We start from the raw sequence: 15,282 nt of genomic DNA, 5'->3' as shown, positions 1-15,282 counted from the left end.
TCCATAAAGGGAAAATATGGTCATGAGAGTGATATAAAAAAGCCGAAACTCAGGTTTCGGCTCTCTTGATATCCAAGTTACCTGCGGTGCAGTTTAACTTGCCTAGCTCACTCGCTCAATATTTGCGCCAAGTGCAGCCAGTTTATTTTCGATTTTGTCGTAACCACGGTCGATATGGTAAATACGATCAACGACGGTTTCGCCTTTAGCAATGCAACCTGCAATAACCAAACTAGCCGAAGCTCGTAGATCGGTTGCCATCACTTGCGCACCGCTGAGTGACTCAACATCACCACAGATAACCGTATTGCCTTCGATCTCAGCTTTAGCGCCCATACGCATGAGTTCTGGTACGTGCATAAAGCGGTTTTCAAAGATAGTCTCTGTGATCACGCCGCCACCTTTCGCCATCATATTCAGAAGCGTAAATTGAGCTTGCATATCCGTCGGAAAACCAGGATGTGGCGCAGTACGTACACTTACCGCTTTTAGCTCGCGGTCGGTCATATCAACGGAGATCCAATCTTCACCCGTTTCGACAAGCGCGCCAGCTTCTTCCAGCTTGGCGAGAACCGCTTCAAGCAAATGAGCATTAGTGTTGCGACATACCACTTTACCGCCAGATACTGCTGCTGCGACAAGGAATGTTCCCGTCTCAATACGGTCAGCAACCACGTTGTGTTTACAACCGCCTAGGCGCTCAACACCTTCAATCGTAATGGTATCTGTGCCAGCGCCAGAGATTTTTGCGCCAAGCTTATTTAGGAAATCAGCGGTATCGACGATTTCAGGCTCACGCGCAGCGTTATCTAGTGTTGTTGTGCCTTCCGCCAGCGCTGCGGCACACATGATGGTAATCGTCGCGCCTACGCTGACTTTATCCATCACGATGTGCGCGCCTTTTAGACGACCATCCACTTCTGCTTTCACATAACCATCTTCTAATGTAATGGTTGCGCCAAGCTGCTCTAAACCAGAAATATGCAGATCCACAGGACGAGCGCCAATAGCACAACCGCCTGGTAAAGAAACCTGACCTTGACCAAAGCGCGCCACCAAAGGACCCAAAGCCCAAATAGAAGCACGCATGGTTTTCACCAAGTCATAAGGCGCACAGTATTCTGTAATACTGCTTGGATCAACATGAACAGAGCCATTGCGGCTTACTTTCGCGCCTAAACGCTTAAGCAATTCCATGGTTGTATCGATATCACGAAGGTGTGGTACGTTTGCCACTTCTACTGGCTCTTCCGCCAAGATAGACGCAAATAAAATCGGCAGTGCTGCGTTTTTTGCACCTGAAATGGTCACTTCACCAACTAGTGGTTTATCTGACCCAATAACTCGAAACTTTTCCATCAATAAACCTTAAAGCGACATCAATTTCTTATCACGAGCCCACTCTTCTGGTGTGAACGCTTTGATTGATAATGCGTGAATGTCGTTACGCTGGATGTATTCCATCAGAGGAGCATAAATTAGCTGCTGCTTCTTAACGCGGCTCATTCCATCGAAACAAGCATCAACAGCAACCACTTCATAGTGGCTACCTTCACCTTTCACATGCACTTCTTGAAGGTTTAGTGCTTCTTCTAATAACTGTTGTACTTTTGCGCTATCCACAATTTACCCCTGATAATTCTGTATGTGTTTGGCCACTAAAGATTCAACATTGCTCAGTTGAAACAAAGTGCGCAGTTGCGCCGGCACGAAACTGAGCATTATATGACAGTTTTGCTTTTTTGCATGCTCTAATAAGTGGATTAACATCACCATTCCTGCAGAGTCGACGCGCTCTATCTCTTTTAGCGAGCATTCCAGCTCCGATTGAGCAGGTTGCCATTGCTGTGCATACGCCCACAATGAAGGCACTGTATCTCTATCAAGTGCCCCTGTTAGCTTAAGAATGTTTTGATCCAATTGCCACTGAGCGGGAGTCTGGGCCATTATTTCTTCGCCTCGAAGCGGATCGGTTCTGCGGCCAATTTTTCTAGGTCTTTAGCAACAGATAGAATACCTTCTTGACGAATTTTACTGTTCCATTCAGATTGTTTACTAGAAAGCAAACTAATGCCCTCTGCAATCATATCGAATGCTTCCCACTCACCAGACTGGTTGTCTTTACGCAGTTTAAACTCAAGTTTGATGTTTGGACGCGGAGTATCGATGATATCAACTTTAATGCTTGTAATACGCTTAGAGTCATCAATGCTAGGCTCAGGACCAAACTCAATTTTTTGGTCAGAGTATTGCGTCAACACTTGTGCATAAGACGCAATCAGGTACGCACGAAATGCATCGATAAACTCAAGTACATCTTCACGCTTAGCACCTTTTAAGTTTGGACCAAGAAGTTTTAACCCTGCATAGCGGTAGTTGACGTAAGGCATTAGCTCTTCTTCAACGATCACTTTAAGTAAATTTGGATCTTGTTTGATTTTCGGCTGTTCGGCTTTCAATCTTTCGAACGTGACTTCAGCTACCTGCTTCATCATCTTATAAGGTTCAGTTTTATCCACCTCTGCTGCTGTTGCTCCAAAAACGCTAAACACAGCACAAACTGAAAGTAGTAATCTCGCTAACATAGTTATTCCTTACTTGAGTCGTCTGAACCACCTACGCTGTATAGTACTTGACCAATTAAGTCTTCAAGCACAAGCGCCGATTTGGTGTCTTCGATGGTATCACCATCCACCAGCATGACTTCATCATCAAAAACGAAGCCAGGTACTAAACCAATGTATTGCTCACCAATCAGGCCAGATGTCAAAATTTGTACGCTCGACGTTTCTGGGAACTGATTGTATTTGCTATTGATAGATAGTGTTACAACTGGCAATAAGTTGTCTGGGTTAAGCGAAATACTACTTACTCGACCAATCACAACGCCCCCCACTTTTACGGGAGAACGAACTTTTAAACTGCCAATATTATCGAACTCGGCTTTGAGGGTATAAGTATCACCAGAGCCAATGCTTTTTACGTCAGCAACTTGAAAAATCATCACAAGAATCGCGCAAATTCCCGCTAATACAAAGCTGCCAACCCATAATTCAGTTTTACGTGTTTGTTGCATGATTAATTCCCAAACATCAATGCGGTCAGTACAAAGTCTAATCCTAGTACTGCTAAAGAAGAATGCACAACAGTGCGCGTAGTTGCTCGGCTGATCCCTTCCGATGTTGGAATAGCATCATAACCGTTAAATAGAGCGACCCAAGTAACCGTAATTGCAAACGCAAAACATTTGATCATACTGTTACCAATGTCTTGTCCTAGCTCAACAGAGGACTGCATCGCTGACCAAAAACTGCCGTGATCAACGCCTTTCCAGTCAACACCAACAAGCTGAGCGCCCCAAATTCCCACAGCCATGAAAATCATAGCCAGTAAAGGCATTGAGATAACCCCAGCCCAAAACCGTGGTGCAATCACTCGTTTCAATGGGTCTACCGCCATCATTTCAAGGCTAGACAGTTGTTCCGTTGCTTTCATTAGACCTATCTCTGCGGTTAACGCAGAACCGGCACGACCAGCAAACAAAAGTGCAGTAACAACGGGTCCTAATTCACGGAGTAACGAAAGCGCTACCATTTGCCCCAAACTGCCTTCTGCGCCGTAATCCACCAACACAACATAGCCTTGTAGACTCAAAACCATTCCAATGAACAGACCAGATACGACGATGATCGCCAGCGACTGAACACCAACAGAATAAAGTTGCTTAACAAGCAGAGGAAAGCTTCTGATCGGTTGTGGCTTAGAAAATAGCGCCCCAATCAACATGAAAGTCGCACGACCAAATGCTCCGCAAATAGAAAGCGTGCGTCGACCCAGCGAGGCGACAAAGTGAATGAAGTTATCGACCATCAAATAAGTCCTTTTCGATACTTTGAGAAGGGAAACGAAACGGTACAGGACCGTCGGCATCACCTTGTAAGAACTGCTGGACACGAGGATCAGAGTTTTGAGTCAGCTCTTCTGGCGTACCATAGGCGATGATTTTTCCATCGGCCATCAGGTATACCCAGTCAGCAATACTCATGACTTCAGGTACGTCGTGAGAAACCACAATAGAGGTCAAACCTAACGCTTGGTTTAGATTGCTAATTAGCTCAACCAAAACGCCCATAGTGATTGGGTCTTGCCCCACAAACGGCTCATCGTACATGATCAGGTCAGGATCAAGTGCGATTGCACGAGCCAAAGCAGCGCGTCTTGCCATACCACCTGAAAGCTCACTCGGCATTAATTGCGCCGCGCCGCGTAGACCGACAGCTTCGAGCTTGAGTAACACCATGGTGCGAATCAAATCTTCCGATAAATCGGTATGCTCTCTCAATGGAAAGGCGACATTATCAAAAACATTCAAATCAGTGAATAAAGCCCCTGACTGGAACAACATGCTCATTTTCTTTCGAGCATGGTAGAGTTTTTTACGCGAGAGAGAGGGAATATTGTCGCCATCAAACCAGATCTCTCCTTGCTCGGGATACAACTGACCACCAATCAAACGCAGCAGTGTTGTTTTACCAATTCCCGATGGTCCCATAATGGCCGTCACTTTGCCCTCAGGAACATGCAGATCAATATCATCAAAGATCATGCGTTCTCCCCGTGAAAAAGTGAGGTTGTTCACGGTGACTAAATCGTTGTTCGACATATCATCTCTTCTACTGTAGGAGCGTTGCAACTCACGGAATCATCAAGCAGATACTAATCGGAGTTGAATTCTACGTTTAATAAAGTAACGTCGGTACATTTATTAGGCTGCAATCATAAGCACATTGGCGTTGAATTTAAAGCACTGTTCAATTAAATAAAGTCGACTATATCCCTGCAATTTCTCATGGTTTATGACCTAATTAGCACGAAGTGTTTAAATCCTAGACCAGAATTGCTCATTTAAATGAGTGAGATTTACATACATTTTCGTTACTAACCTTTAATTTATTCTTCGTTTATCTTCCATTTTAGGCCGCAAAAGGTCAAAATTAGCGGTTATTCATTTTACTTATTTAATACTTAGGAATTCTCATGCTCGAAGCCGTTGCGTTGCTTATAGTCGGTCTTGTTTTGCTTGTTTGGAGTGCAGATAAACTTGTTTTTGGCTCTGCAGCGATAGCCCGCAACGTCGGTATTTCCCCGCTTGTCATCGGCATGACAATCCTTGCGATGGGCTCATCCGCCCCTGAGATGATGGTATCTGCAACCGCCGCTTGGGATGGCAAAACAGATACAGCGGTGGGTAACGTATTAGGCTCAAACATAGCGAACATTGCGTTAATCCTAGGTATTACAGCGCTGATCAAGCCTTTGTCGATTAGCTCCGCCGTCATCCGCCGAGAACTTCCACTCATGATAGCCGTAACCGTACTCGCTGGTATTCTGCTTTGGAATAGCCATCTCGGTTTTTATGAGGGTGTCTTATTGTTTGTACTCTTTGGGGCATTTTTATTTGCTATGTTGCAAATCAGCCGCAAAGAGCAAAAATCAGGTGATGTTTTTCTTGATGACCAAGAGTCAGAGATCCCAGAAGGCGTCAGTAACCCTAAAGCAATCATGTGGGTGGTTATTGGCTTGATACTGCTTCCTTTGGCAGCCAGCATGCTGGTTGATAACGCGGTAATCATTGCTAAACACTTTGGTATGAGCGACCTTGTTATCGGCCTAACTATTATCGCCATTGGCACTAGCCTGCCTGAACTAGCCGCATCACTTGCGGGAGTTTTAAAGGGTGAAGACGACATGGCTGTCGGTAACATTATCGGGTCGAATGTGTTTAACATTCTGGCGGTAATGGGGATTCCTGGCATCATTAATCCATCGGTGCTCAGTGAGTACGCGATGGGACGTGACTTCTGGGTCATGTTAGGCGTTTCATTGTTACTTGTCGCGATGTGTTTGGGTAAATCACGCAGTATTAACCGTATTGAAGGTGCCATCTTGTTTGTGTGCTTCTTAGGTTACCAAGTGTACTTATTCGCAAACATGACCGCTTAATTACCACGATCAATAAGTAGAGATCTGATATGTCCAATCAATTTGATTTTCGCGCTGCTGCTAAACAAGTTCTTGATATCGAAGTTGCTGCTCTGCAAGAGCTAGATACCTACTTTGATGATCAATTTGAAAAAGCGTGTGAACTTATCCTTTCCAACAACGGCAAAGTTGTCGTTATGGGTATTGGCAAGTCAGGCCATATTGGTAACAAGATTGCCGCCACTCTGGCAAGCACTGGAACTTCGGCGTTTTTCGTTCATCCAGGCGAAGCCGCACATGGTGACTTGGGTATGATCAGCCCTGGTGACATCGTGCTGGCAATTTCTAACTCTGGTGAATCAAACGAAATTCTGTCTCTATTTCCAGTATTAAAGCGCCTGAATATTAAGATCATCAGCATGACAGGTAAGCCAGAATCAAATATGGCCAAGCTGTCTGACTTACACCTGCAAATTACGGTACCTCAAGAAGCTTGTCCGTTAGGCCTGGCACCAACTAGCAGTACGACTGCCACATTAGTGATGGGAGATGCATTAGCCGTAGCTCTGCTTCAAGCTCGTGGTTTTTCTGCCGAAGATTTTGCCCTATCTCATCCAGGTGGTGCACTGGGGAGAAAACTGCTACTTAAGTTGTCTGATATTATGCACTTTGGAGAAGCGTTACCTAAAGTTTCTCCTGACGCATTAATTCGCGATGCCCTTCTTGAAATTTCAGAAAAGGGGTTAGGCATGACAGCCATCGTCGATGAGCACGATGCTATGCTTGGTATATTCACCGATGGTGATTTACGTCGTACCTTAGACAAGCGTATCGATATTCATACGACGGCAATTGGCGAGGTCATGACGACAAACCCAACCACAGCACACCCTGATATGCTGGCGGTTGAAGGTTTGAACTTGATGCAGAATAAAAACATTAACGCTCTGATTTTATGTAAAGACGAAAAAATTGTGGGTGCACTGAACATGCACGATTTACTAAAAGCTGGCGTGATGTAATATCAGCACAAACATTTAAATCATTTATTAGACGAATAAAGGCAATGGTCAGGGAAGTACTGAGCTAAACGATAGGCCTTCATTATATGAGTTTTACTCGCCTTATTTATTTGCTCTTGATCTTCGTTGTAGCGTGGTGCGGTTATTACCTACTAACCCCTAAAGGCAACGACGCAATTCAAGTAGCACCAGATTCTGAACTGCCCATGTTCAGTGGTTCTGGATTAGAAAACATCACCTACGGTGAAGATGGTGTCCGCAGTTACATCATTCGCTCCACTAACTTAGACCATTATGCTAAGAGTGGAGATACTATTTTTAATAACCCGACTTTGATGGTTTACCGTGAAGGTAGCGTCATTGAATGGAAGGTGACTGCCACAAGAGCAGTGTTAGATGAAGACCAAGTTTTGACTTTATATGACAAAGTCTTAATGCAAAATCTTCTGCCTGGTGCGAGTTTTGATACCATGGCAACAGACAAATTGGTCATTAATCTAACCAATCGTGATTTTAAAGCTGACCAACAAGTGATGTTGGTTGGACCACAATTTGAAACTACTGGAGGCGCAATGCAAGGCAACTTAAAACAGCATACTGCGACTCTGACAGATGAAGTTCAAGGTCGATATGAAACCGTTACACCTTAGCCTACTGGCACTGGTATTGGCGGCGCCTCAAGCGCTGGCACTCAAGTCGGATACTCAACAGCCGGTTTACATAAACTCTGACACCCAACAGGTGGATATGAAGAGTAACCAGGTTGTTTTTGAAGGCGATGTATCTCTTAAGCAAGGGAGCATCAATATCGATGCTGATAGAATCGTGGTAACTCGCGATCCTAAAACCGAAGCAATTAAACAGATTCAAGCATTTGGTAAACCTGCGAAGTTTTCTCAGCTGATGGACGATGGTAAAACACTTAGTGGTCAAGCTACGGAGTTGGATTACCGTATTTCTACAGACGAACTGACCATGAAAGGTCAAGCGCAGCTGGCGCAAGACAACAACACCATCAAAGGTTCTTCGATTCGTTACCAAATTGGTAAACAAAAGCTAGTCGCAGATAGCTCTAAGGAAGAGCGCGTTACGACCATTTTGCAACCCAATCAGATAGAGAACTAATATGGCAGTACTGAGTGCGAAAAACTTGGCGAAAAGCTACAAAAAACGCAAAGTCGTCACTGATGTTAGCTTAGAAGTTGAATCTGGTCAGATTGTTGGGCTGCTCGGTCCAAACGGTGCGGGTAAAACCACCTCGTTTTACATGATTGTCGGCTTAGTACCTCGCGATGAAGGCACCATTACCATTGACGACAATGACATCAGTATTTTGCCGATGCATAGCCGTTCACGACTTGGCATTGGCTATCTTCCGCAAGAAGCGTCGATTTTCCGTAAGCTTTCAGTAGAAGATAACATCATGGCCGTACTTGAAACTCGTCAAGAAATGACGAGGGAAGAGCGCCAAGATAAACTGGAAGATTTGTTGGAAGAATTCCACATCCAGCACATCAGAACCAGTGCTGGTATGGCACTATCAGGGGGTGAGCGACGCAGGGTGGAAATCGCTCGAGCTTTAGCGGCCAACCCTCAGTTCATTTTATTGGATGAACCTTTCGCTGGTGTTGACCCAATTTCGGTTAATGACATCAAGAAAATCATTGAGCATCTGCGCGATCGTGGTCTCGGAGTGTTAATCACTGACCATAATGTACGTGAAACACTGGACGTATGTGAAAAAGCCTATATCGTGAGCCAAGGGCACCTAATTGCATCGGGAACTCCGGCAGAAGTTCTCAATAATGAACAGGTGAAACAAGTTTATCTCGGCGAACAATTCCGTCTATGATTATATTAGGAACGGTAAGATTCTGAGCATTACAAGGTAAGTAACACTGAATGAAACCTTCATTACAACTCAAGCTAGGTCAGCAGTTAGCCATGACGCCACAGTTGCAGCAAGCGATTCGCTTATTGCAATTGTCGACACTCGATCTTCAACAAGAAATCCAAGAAGCGTTGGACTCAAACCCATTATTGGAAGTTGAAGAAGGCCAAGACGAGCCTCTAGCAAACGGTGAAGATAAGTCAGCGGTCGAGGCTGCTGATAGCAACAGTGCTAGCGAACCAACAGAAATTGACGTTCCAGATAGCTCCGATGTGATAGAGAAATCAGAAATTAGCTCTGAACTTGAAATCGACACGACTTGGGATGACGTCTACAGCGCGAATACTGGTAGCACTGGCTTAGCTCTTGATGATGATATGCCCGTCTACCAGGGCGAAACCACTGAATCATTACATGATTACCTCATGTGGCAGCTTGACCTAACACCATTCAGTGAAACCGACCGCACGATTGCATTAGCGATTATTGACGCTGTTGACGACTACGGCTATTTAACTTTGTCGCCTGAAGAGATTCATGAGAGCTTCGATAATGAAGAGATAGAGTTAGACGAAGTAGAAGCCGTTCGTAAACGCATTCAACAATTCGATCCTCTTGGCGTTGCATCGCGTAACTTACAAGAATGTTTGTTACTGCAACTGACGACCTTCCCAGAAGACACGCCATGGCTTGCTGAAGCCAAAATGATACTTGCGGATCATATTGATCACCTAGGCAACCGTGACTACAAGCTCGTCATCAAAGAGACTAAGCTGAAAGAAGCCGATCTGCGTGAAGTCTTAAAGCTTATCCAACAGTTAGATCCTCGTCCAGGTAGTCGCATCACTCCTGATGATACCGAGTACGTAATTCCAGACGTATCCGTTTTTAAAGACAATGGCAAATGGACCGTTTCTATAAACCCGGATAGCGTGCCAAAATTAAAAGTAAATCAACAATATGCTCAATTAGGCAAAGGGAATAGCGCGGATAGCCAGTACATCCGCAGCAATTTGCAAGAGGCAAAATGGTTAATTAAGAGCTTAGAGAGTAGAAACGAGACGCTACTCAAAGTTGCAAGATGTATTGTTGAACATCAACAAGATTTCTTCGAGTATGGTGAGGAAGCCATGAAGCCAATGGTACTCAATGATGTCGCTTTGGCTGTGGACATGCATGAATCCACGATTTCTCGTGTAACAACGCAAAAATTTATGCATACACCACGTGGTATTTTTGAATTGAAGTACTTCTTCTCTAGCCATGTTAGTACTGACAACGGCGGAGAATGTTCGTCAACAGCAATTCGTGCACTCATTAAAAAACTGGTCGCAGCAGAGAATACTGCCAAACCACTGAGTGATAGCAAGATTGCTGCTCTTCTGGCTGACCAAGGGATTCAGGTCGCAAGACGTACGATAGCCAAATATCGCGAATCCTTGGGAATTGCCCCTTCAAGTCAGCGTAAACGCCTATTATAAGGCACTAACTGAAAAGGAAAGTCTATGCAAATCAATATTCAAGGCCATCACGTTGATCTTACCGATTCAATGCAAGACTATGTAAATTCTAAGTTTCAGAAGCTCGAAAGGTTCTTCGACCATATCAATCAAGTGCATGTTGTACTAAAAGTTGAAAAAATTACTCAAATCGCGGAAGCTACGCTTCACATAAATCAAGGCGAAATCCACGCATCAGCCGATGACGAAAATATGTATGCCGCGATCGATTCGCTGGTAGATAAATTGGTTCGCCAACTTAATAAGCACAAAGAAAAACTAAACAGTCATTAATCATGCAACTGAGCGAAATACTGTCATTGGACTGCACCAAAAGTGCGGTCCACTGCACGAGTAAAAAACGCGCCCTTGAAATGATCAGCCGTATCGTGGCTGATCAAACGGGCCAAGATTCTACCGAGCTGTTCGAATGCATGCTCAATAGAGAAAAAATGGGCAGTACCGGTATCGGAAACGGTATTGCGATCCCTCACGCGAGAATGCAATCAAGCGACAAGGCCATTGCTGTCTTACTGCAATGTGATGAAGCAATCGAATTTGATGCGATTGACAATCGACCTGTCGATCTTCTTTTTGCGCTCCTTGTACCAGAAGAACAGTGCAAAGAGCACCTCAAGACTCTATCCTCTATGGCAGAACGTCTGAGCGATAAGCAAGTATTAAAACTACTGCGTAATGCTCAGAGTGATGAAGAACTTTACGACATCATGATTCACCAATAAGCAGGACTAACTCCATGCGACTAATCGTTGTTAGCGGGCACTCAGGTGCCGGTAAAAGTATTGCGCTTCGTGTACTGGAAGACTTAGGTTACTACTGTGTTGATAACCTGCCAGTTAACTTGCTGGACGCATTTGTTCATTCTGTTGCTGACAGCAAACAGAATGTTGCAGTCAGCATTGATATTCGTAATATTCCTAAAAAGCTAAAAGAACTGACGAGTACACTAGAACAGTTAAAAACTGAGCTTGATGTGACCATGCTTTTCTTGGACGCCAATAAAGAAACGCTACTCAAACGCTACAGCGAAACACGCCGAATTCACCCGTTATCTTTAGGTGGCACCTCCCTCTCGCTCGATCAAGCCATCGAGCGTGAGAAACAAATTTTGACGCCACTCAAAGCGCATGCAGATCTGGTCCTAAATAGTAGTGGGCAGTCTTTGCATGAATTGAGTGAAACCGTGCGTATGCGCGTTGAAGGCAGAGATCGCAAAGGGCTCGTTATGGTATTTGAGTCTTTTGGTTTTAAATACGGCCTGCCTTCCGATGCCGATTACGTATTTGACGTTCGCTTCTTACCTAACCCACATTGGGAACCAGCACTACGCCCGCTTACAGGTCTGGATGCTCCTATCGCCGCATTTTTAGAGCAACACCAATCGGTGTTAAGTTTGAAATATCAAATTGAAAGCTTTATAGAGAATTGGTTACCTCTGCTTGAGAAAAACAACCGCAGCTACCTGACCGTTGCAATCGGTTGTACTGGTGGTAAGCACCGCTCGGTGTACTTAACTCAGCAAATCGGTGAATACTTCGCCAACAAAGGACACCAAGTACAAATTCGCCATACCTCACTAGAGAAAAACGCTAAGGAGTAGCCGTGGAGTTAAGTCGTAAAGTATTGATTCAAAACCGCCTTGGCTTACATGCTCGTGCAGCAGTCAAACTGGTCGAACTGGCACAGAGCTTTGAAGCGGTCATCACCATCGACAATGAAGAAGACAAAACCGCCACAGCAGACAGCGTAATGGGCCTGTTAATGCTAGAGTCCGCTCAAGGACAATACGTCACGATCCACGCAACGGGTGGGCAAGCGGAAGAAGCACTGGATGCCGTTTGCCACTTGATCGAAGATAAATTTGATGAAGGCGAGTAGTTTACTCGCTTTTTTCTTACCTCCCATTATCTTTCTCTTCCCTGACCTAATAAATAAATTTGCTTAGTATCATAAGTTGTTATTAAAAGGCGCCTAGAATTAAGTTATTATTCAACGCATTGTAAATATCAGGAATTGGGAGGAATGAATGGCAGAGCAAATTGAATTCGACCAAGCTCACCAAGCCCTCCAAGAAGTCACAGAAGCGCTAGAAAATGGTCGCTTCGTCCATGTTCGTCGTCAATTACAGGACATGGAACCTGAGGATATCGCTCACCTTTTAGAAGCCTCCCCACGGAAGAGCCGTGAAGTTCTTTGGCAACTCACCGACCCTGAAGATTATGGTGAAATCCTTGACGAGCTGAACGAAGACGTCAAAGACAGCCTCGTATCCAAAATGGCACCAGAAGCGCTTGCAGAAGCGACAGAAGGCATGGATACCGATGACGTGGCTTACGTACTGCGTAGCTTGCCTGACAACCTGTCACGCGAAGTCCTGTCGCAAATGGACTCCTCTGACCGTCTACGGGTCGAAACCGCCCTATCCTACCCAGAAGACACTGCGGGTGGACTGATGAACACCGACGTCATCACAATTCGTGGTGACGTCGATGTGGACGTAGTTTTGCGTTATCTACGTATGAAAGGCGAGCTTCCAGAAGCTACGGATGCCCTGTATGTGATCGATGAAGAGAGTAAGCTCATCGGTGAACTGCCGATCACGACGCTTATTACCACTCAGCCAGACGTAAAAATCATTGATGTAATGGAAGACGCGGACGAGGCCATCACCGTCGATACTAGCGACTCAGATGTTGCGAGTCTGTTCGAACGCCGTAATTGGGTATCTGCACCTGTTGTTGATGAAAACTTGCATTTGGTCGGTCGTATCACCATCGATGACGTGGTTGATGTTATTCGTGAAGACGCGGAACACTCGATGATGAGTATGGCGGGTATGGACGATGACGAAGATACTTTCGCGCCTGTTGTAAAATCAGCTCGCAAACGCAGTATCTGGCTTGGCGCTAACGTATTAGCCGCCCTTGCTGCTGCTTCCGTTTCTAATATGTTTGAGGCCACATTAGATCAAATGGCGGCCATTGCAGTATTGATGACGATTGTTCCGTCCATGGGTGGTGTCGCTGGTAACCAAACCGTCGCACTAGTGATTCGTGGTCTTGCTCTTGGTCATATCGGTGACTCAAACAAACGCGAACTGTTAATGAAAGAAGCTTCGATCGGCTTACTCAACGGTATCATGTGGGCGCTGATTATTGGTGGTATTGTTGTTGCTTGGAAAGGTAACTGGATGCTCGGAGGAATCATTTCCGCCGCCATGCTGACCAACTTATTGGTCGCAGGTATTGCAGGAGTAACGATTCCAATCCTATTGAAAAAAATGAACATCGATCCTGCTTTAGCTGGTGGTATGGCATTAACAACGGTGACGGATGTGATTGGTTTATCTGTCTTCTTAGGGCTTGCCACAATACTGATTACCTAACAGAAAAAACGAAAAAGCCTGATGAACACATCAGGCTTTTTTGATTCTGAATTGCTAGAAAAGCTTATTCACCCGCCACTTTCATGGTATCCAGTAGGATAGAGCCCGTTTGGATTTGTGAGCGCGTTTCAATATCACTACCAACCGCCACAATCTTGGTGAACATGTCTTTTAGATTACCTGCGATGGTAATTTCTGATACTGGGTATTGGATTTCGCCATTCTCAACCCAGAAGCCTGCGGCACCGCGAGAGTAATCCCCCGTTACCACGTTCACACCTTGTCCCATGACTTCTGTCACTAGAAGACCAGTACCGAGCTCTTTAAGCATTTGTTCGAAGTTTTGGCCTGTCGACTTCACGTACCAGTTATGAATCCCACCAGCGTGACCTGTCGGCGTCATCTTCATTTTACGTGCGGCATAACTGGTTAACAGATAAGTTGCTAGCACACCGTCGGTAATGATCTCACGGTCTTGAGTGTACACACCTTCACTATCGAATGGACTTGATGCCAAACCACGCAATACATGCGGACGTTCTGAGATATTGAACCATTCAGGAAGCACTTGTTTGCCTAGATGGTCAAGTAAGAAAGAAGATTTTCGGTACAGGTTACCACCGCTGATCGCCATAACGAGATGGCCAATCAAGCCTGTCGCAACATCAGCCGCAAACATGATTGGGTATTGACCTGTTTTTAGACGCTGCGCATCTAAGCGGTTAACCGTATTCTCTGCCGCCTTACGACCCACCGTTTCTGGGGTCCATAAGTCATCACGATGACGTGCCACGGTGTAGCTGTAATCACGTTCCATCTCGCCGTTTTGACCAACGCCAATTACACAACAGCTAGTACTATGGCGGCTAGACGCATAACTAGCTAATAAGCCATGGCTATTGCCATACACTTTCACGCCGTAATGACTATCATAACTCGCGCCATCACTTTGTTTGATTGCACTGTTATAACTTAGCGCCTCTTTTTCTGCTGCAATCGCCACATTGGCAGCATAGTCTGGATCGGGTGCGTCAGGGTGGAAAAGATCAAGCTCAGGGATATCTTGCACCATGTATTCTTTTGCTGCAGGGCCTGCAAATGGGTCTTCAGATGTGTAATGTGCAATATCTAGCGCCGCAATAACGGTTTGCTCGATTGCCGCTTCACTTAAATCAGACGTGGAAGCACTGCCTTTGCGTTGACCTCGGTAAACGGTAATGCCCAGCGCACCATCGCTGTTGAACTCGACATTCTCTACTTCACCCATACGAGTTGAAACACTTAAACCAGTGCTTTTAGTAATTGCGACTTCGGCGGCGTCAGATTTTGCCGATGCAAGCTTTAAGGCTCTTGCGACGGCTTGCTCTAGCTCGGTACGTTGCTCAGCAACCTGCTGTTTAATATCCATTGTCTTTCACATCTTGTCTTTGATGAACAATAGGATAACAAGAATTTCGCTTTCTCCCCATGATTCTTGTTAAA

19 protein-coding genes are annotated in these 15,282 nt (G+C 45.2%); 11 read left to right on the top strand and 8 right to left on the bottom strand.

From position 1 onward, the window contains the following. Positions 1-102 precede the first annotated feature (102 nt). From murA to mlaF, 7 genes are read right to left on the bottom strand one after another with little or no spacing between them, the layout of a single operon-like run. Entirely contained in the window at positions 103-1,359 is a 1,257-nt protein-coding gene (murA, locus tag MTF70_RS21270; RefSeq protein WP_005388419.1) for a UDP-N-acetylglucosamine 1-carboxyvinyltransferase, read from the bottom strand. Positions 1,360-1,368: 9 nt separating this feature from the next. After that, the gene (gene ibaG / locus MTF70_RS21265; protein ID WP_005381092.1) at positions 1,369-1,623 is read right to left on the bottom strand and encodes a BolA family iron metabolism protein IbaG; all 255 of its coding nucleotides are present in this window, start codon (positions 1,621-1,623) and stop codon (positions 1,369-1,371) included. A gap of 3 nt (positions 1,624-1,626) precedes the next feature. Then, complete coding sequence (locus MTF70_RS21260) at positions 1,627-1,947, bottom strand: lipid asymmetry maintenance protein MlaB (protein WP_005381093.1); 321 nt, start codon at positions 1,945-1,947, stop codon at positions 1,627-1,629. Continuing rightward, on the bottom strand, positions 1,947-2,585 hold the full coding sequence (mlaC, locus tag MTF70_RS21255; RefSeq protein WP_005381098.1) for a phospholipid-binding protein MlaC: 639 nt from the start codon (positions 2,583-2,585) through the stop codon (positions 1,947-1,949). Before mlaC ends, MTF70_RS21260 begins: the two co-directional genes overlap by 1 nt. Positions 2,586-2,587: 2 nt before the next feature. After that, entirely contained in the window at positions 2,588-3,076 is a 489-nt protein-coding gene (gene mlaD / locus MTF70_RS21250; RefSeq protein ID WP_005381099.1) for an outer membrane lipid asymmetry maintenance protein MlaD, read from the bottom strand. Between the two features lie 2 nt (positions 3,077-3,078). Then, positions 3,079-3,870 carry a lipid asymmetry maintenance ABC transporter permease subunit MlaE gene (mlaE, locus tag MTF70_RS21245; protein WP_005381100.1) on the bottom strand — a complete coding sequence of 264 codons (792 nt, stop codon included), beginning with the start codon at positions 3,868-3,870 and terminating at the stop codon, positions 3,079-3,081. Further along, positions 3,860-4,663 (bottom strand): phospholipid ABC transporter ATP-binding protein MlaF, encoded by an 804-nt coding sequence (gene mlaF, locus MTF70_RS21240; RefSeq protein WP_005388422.1) that lies wholly within the window; start codon positions 4,661-4,663, stop codon positions 3,860-3,862. Before mlaF ends, mlaE begins: the two co-directional genes overlap by 11 nt. Positions 4,664-5,037: 374 nt before the next feature. Between mlaF and MTF70_RS21235 the strand changes: the two genes are divergently transcribed. The 11 genes from MTF70_RS21235 (at position 5,038) to mgtE (ending at position 13,800) form a co-directional block, all read left to right on the top strand. Next, entirely contained in the window at positions 5,038-6,003 is a 966-nt protein-coding gene (locus MTF70_RS21235) for a calcium/sodium antiporter (RefSeq protein WP_005381102.1), read from the top strand. 29 nt (positions 6,004-6,032) lie between these two features. Continuing rightward, entirely contained in the window at positions 6,033-7,004 is a 972-nt protein-coding gene (gene kdsD / locus MTF70_RS21230) for an arabinose-5-phosphate isomerase KdsD (protein ID WP_005381104.1), read from the top strand. 86 nt (positions 7,005-7,090) lie between these two features. After that, positions 7,091-7,654, top strand: a complete 564-nt coding sequence (gene lptC / locus MTF70_RS21225; RefSeq protein ID WP_005381106.1) for an LPS export ABC transporter periplasmic protein LptC — start codon at positions 7,091-7,093, stop codon at positions 7,652-7,654. Further along, on the top strand, positions 7,635-8,129 hold the full coding sequence (gene lptA, locus MTF70_RS21220; protein WP_005381109.1) for a lipopolysaccharide transport periplasmic protein LptA: 495 nt from the start codon (positions 7,635-7,637) through the stop codon (positions 8,127-8,129). The genes lptC and lptA overlap by 20 nt, the downstream gene beginning before the upstream one ends. Position 8,130: 1 nt before the next feature. Beyond that, the gene (lptB, locus tag MTF70_RS21215; RefSeq protein WP_005381111.1) at positions 8,131-8,856 is read left to right on the top strand and encodes an LPS export ABC transporter ATP-binding protein; all 726 of its coding nucleotides are present in this window, start codon (positions 8,131-8,133) and stop codon (positions 8,854-8,856) included. Between the two features lie 50 nt (positions 8,857-8,906). Continuing rightward, positions 8,907-10,376 carry an RNA polymerase factor sigma-54 gene (locus MTF70_RS21210; RefSeq protein WP_005381112.1) on the top strand — a complete coding sequence of 490 codons (1,470 nt, stop codon included), beginning with the start codon at positions 8,907-8,909 and terminating at the stop codon, positions 10,374-10,376. Positions 10,377-10,400: 24 nt separating this feature from the next. Beyond that, complete coding sequence (gene hpf, locus MTF70_RS21205; RefSeq protein WP_005381114.1) at positions 10,401-10,688, top strand: ribosome hibernation promoting factor; 288 nt, start codon at positions 10,401-10,403, stop codon at positions 10,686-10,688. Positions 10,689-10,690: 2 nt separating this feature from the next. Beyond that, positions 10,691-11,137 carry a PTS IIA-like nitrogen regulatory protein PtsN gene (gene ptsN / locus MTF70_RS21200; RefSeq protein ID WP_005381116.1) on the top strand — a complete coding sequence of 149 codons (447 nt, stop codon included), beginning with the start codon at positions 10,691-10,693 and terminating at the stop codon, positions 11,135-11,137. Positions 11,138-11,151: 14 nt separating this feature from the next. Next, complete coding sequence (rapZ, locus tag MTF70_RS21195; RefSeq protein ID WP_005388424.1) at positions 11,152-12,015, top strand: RNase adapter RapZ; 864 nt, start codon at positions 11,152-11,154, stop codon at positions 12,013-12,015. A 2-nt stretch (positions 12,016-12,017) separates the two neighbouring features. Further along, the gene (locus MTF70_RS21190; RefSeq protein WP_005381120.1) at positions 12,018-12,293 is read left to right on the top strand and encodes an HPr family phosphocarrier protein; all 276 of its coding nucleotides are present in this window, start codon (positions 12,018-12,020) and stop codon (positions 12,291-12,293) included. A 148-nt stretch (positions 12,294-12,441) separates the two neighbouring features. Continuing rightward, on the top strand, positions 12,442-13,800 hold the full coding sequence (mgtE, locus tag MTF70_RS21185) for a magnesium transporter (protein ID WP_005381121.1): 1,359 nt from the start codon (positions 12,442-12,444) through the stop codon (positions 13,798-13,800). A 64-nt stretch (positions 13,801-13,864) separates the two neighbouring features. Here the strand turns inward: mgtE and pmbA are convergent, their stop codons facing one another. Then, positions 13,865-15,208, bottom strand: a complete 1,344-nt coding sequence (pmbA, locus tag MTF70_RS21180) for a metalloprotease PmbA (RefSeq protein WP_005381122.1) — start codon at positions 15,206-15,208, stop codon at positions 13,865-13,867. Positions 15,209-15,282: the final 74 nt, after the last annotated feature.

Source organism: Vibrio sp. 2CM40D, assembly GCF_023161825.1.
Lineage (GTDB): Bacteria > Pseudomonadota > Gammaproteobacteria > Enterobacterales > Vibrionaceae > Vibrio > Vibrio alginolyticus.
Note: the sequence above shows the minus strand (reverse complement) of the source record. Positions and strands in the feature narration are given on the sequence as shown.

What these genes read in the sequence shown, in the direction of transcription:
- murA (WP_005388419.1), bottom strand. Translation starts at nt 1,359, where the DNA reads ATGGAAAAGTTTCGAGTTATTGGGTCAGATAAACCACTAGTTGGTGAA.
- MTF70_RS21260 (WP_005381093.1), bottom strand. Translation starts at nt 1,947, where the DNA reads ATGGCCCAGACTCCCGCTCAGTGGCAATTGGATCAAAACATTCTTAAG.
- mlaC (WP_005381098.1), bottom strand. Translation starts at nt 2,585, where the DNA reads ATGTTAGCGAGATTACTACTTTCAGTTTGTGCTGTGTTTAGCGTTTTT.
- mlaD (WP_005381099.1), bottom strand. Translation starts at nt 3,076, where the DNA reads ATGCAACAAACACGTAAAACTGAATTATGGGTTGGCAGCTTTGTATTA.
- mlaE (WP_005381100.1), bottom strand. Translation starts at nt 3,870, where the DNA reads ATGGTCGATAACTTCATTCACTTTGTCGCCTCGCTGGGTCGACGCACG.
- mlaF (WP_005388422.1), bottom strand. Translation starts at nt 4,663, where the DNA reads ATGTCGAACAACGATTTAGTCACCGTGAACAACCTCACTTTTTCACGG.
- MTF70_RS21235 (WP_005381102.1), top strand. Translation starts at nt 5,038, where the DNA reads ATGCTCGAAGCCGTTGCGTTGCTTATAGTCGGTCTTGTTTTGCTTGTT.
- kdsD (WP_005381104.1), top strand. Translation starts at nt 6,033, where the DNA reads ATGTCCAATCAATTTGATTTTCGCGCTGCTGCTAAACAAGTTCTTGAT.
- lptC (WP_005381106.1), top strand. Translation starts at nt 7,091, where the DNA reads ATGAGTTTTACTCGCCTTATTTATTTGCTCTTGATCTTCGTTGTAGCG.
- lptA (WP_005381109.1), top strand. Translation starts at nt 7,635, where the DNA reads ATGAAACCGTTACACCTTAGCCTACTGGCACTGGTATTGGCGGCGCCT.
- lptB (WP_005381111.1), top strand. Translation starts at nt 8,131, where the DNA reads ATGGCAGTACTGAGTGCGAAAAACTTGGCGAAAAGCTACAAAAAACGC.
- MTF70_RS21210 (WP_005381112.1), top strand. Translation starts at nt 8,907, where the DNA reads ATGAAACCTTCATTACAACTCAAGCTAGGTCAGCAGTTAGCCATGACG.
- hpf (WP_005381114.1), top strand. Translation starts at nt 10,401, where the DNA reads ATGCAAATCAATATTCAAGGCCATCACGTTGATCTTACCGATTCAATG.
- ptsN (WP_005381116.1), top strand. Translation starts at nt 10,691, where the DNA reads ATGCAACTGAGCGAAATACTGTCATTGGACTGCACCAAAAGTGCGGTC.
- rapZ (WP_005388424.1), top strand. Translation starts at nt 11,152, where the DNA reads ATGCGACTAATCGTTGTTAGCGGGCACTCAGGTGCCGGTAAAAGTATT.
- mgtE (WP_005381121.1), top strand. Translation starts at nt 12,442, where the DNA reads ATGGCAGAGCAAATTGAATTCGACCAAGCTCACCAAGCCCTCCAAGAA.
- pmbA (WP_005381122.1), bottom strand. Translation starts at nt 15,208, where the DNA reads ATGGATATTAAACAGCAGGTTGCTGAGCAACGTACCGAGCTAGAGCAA.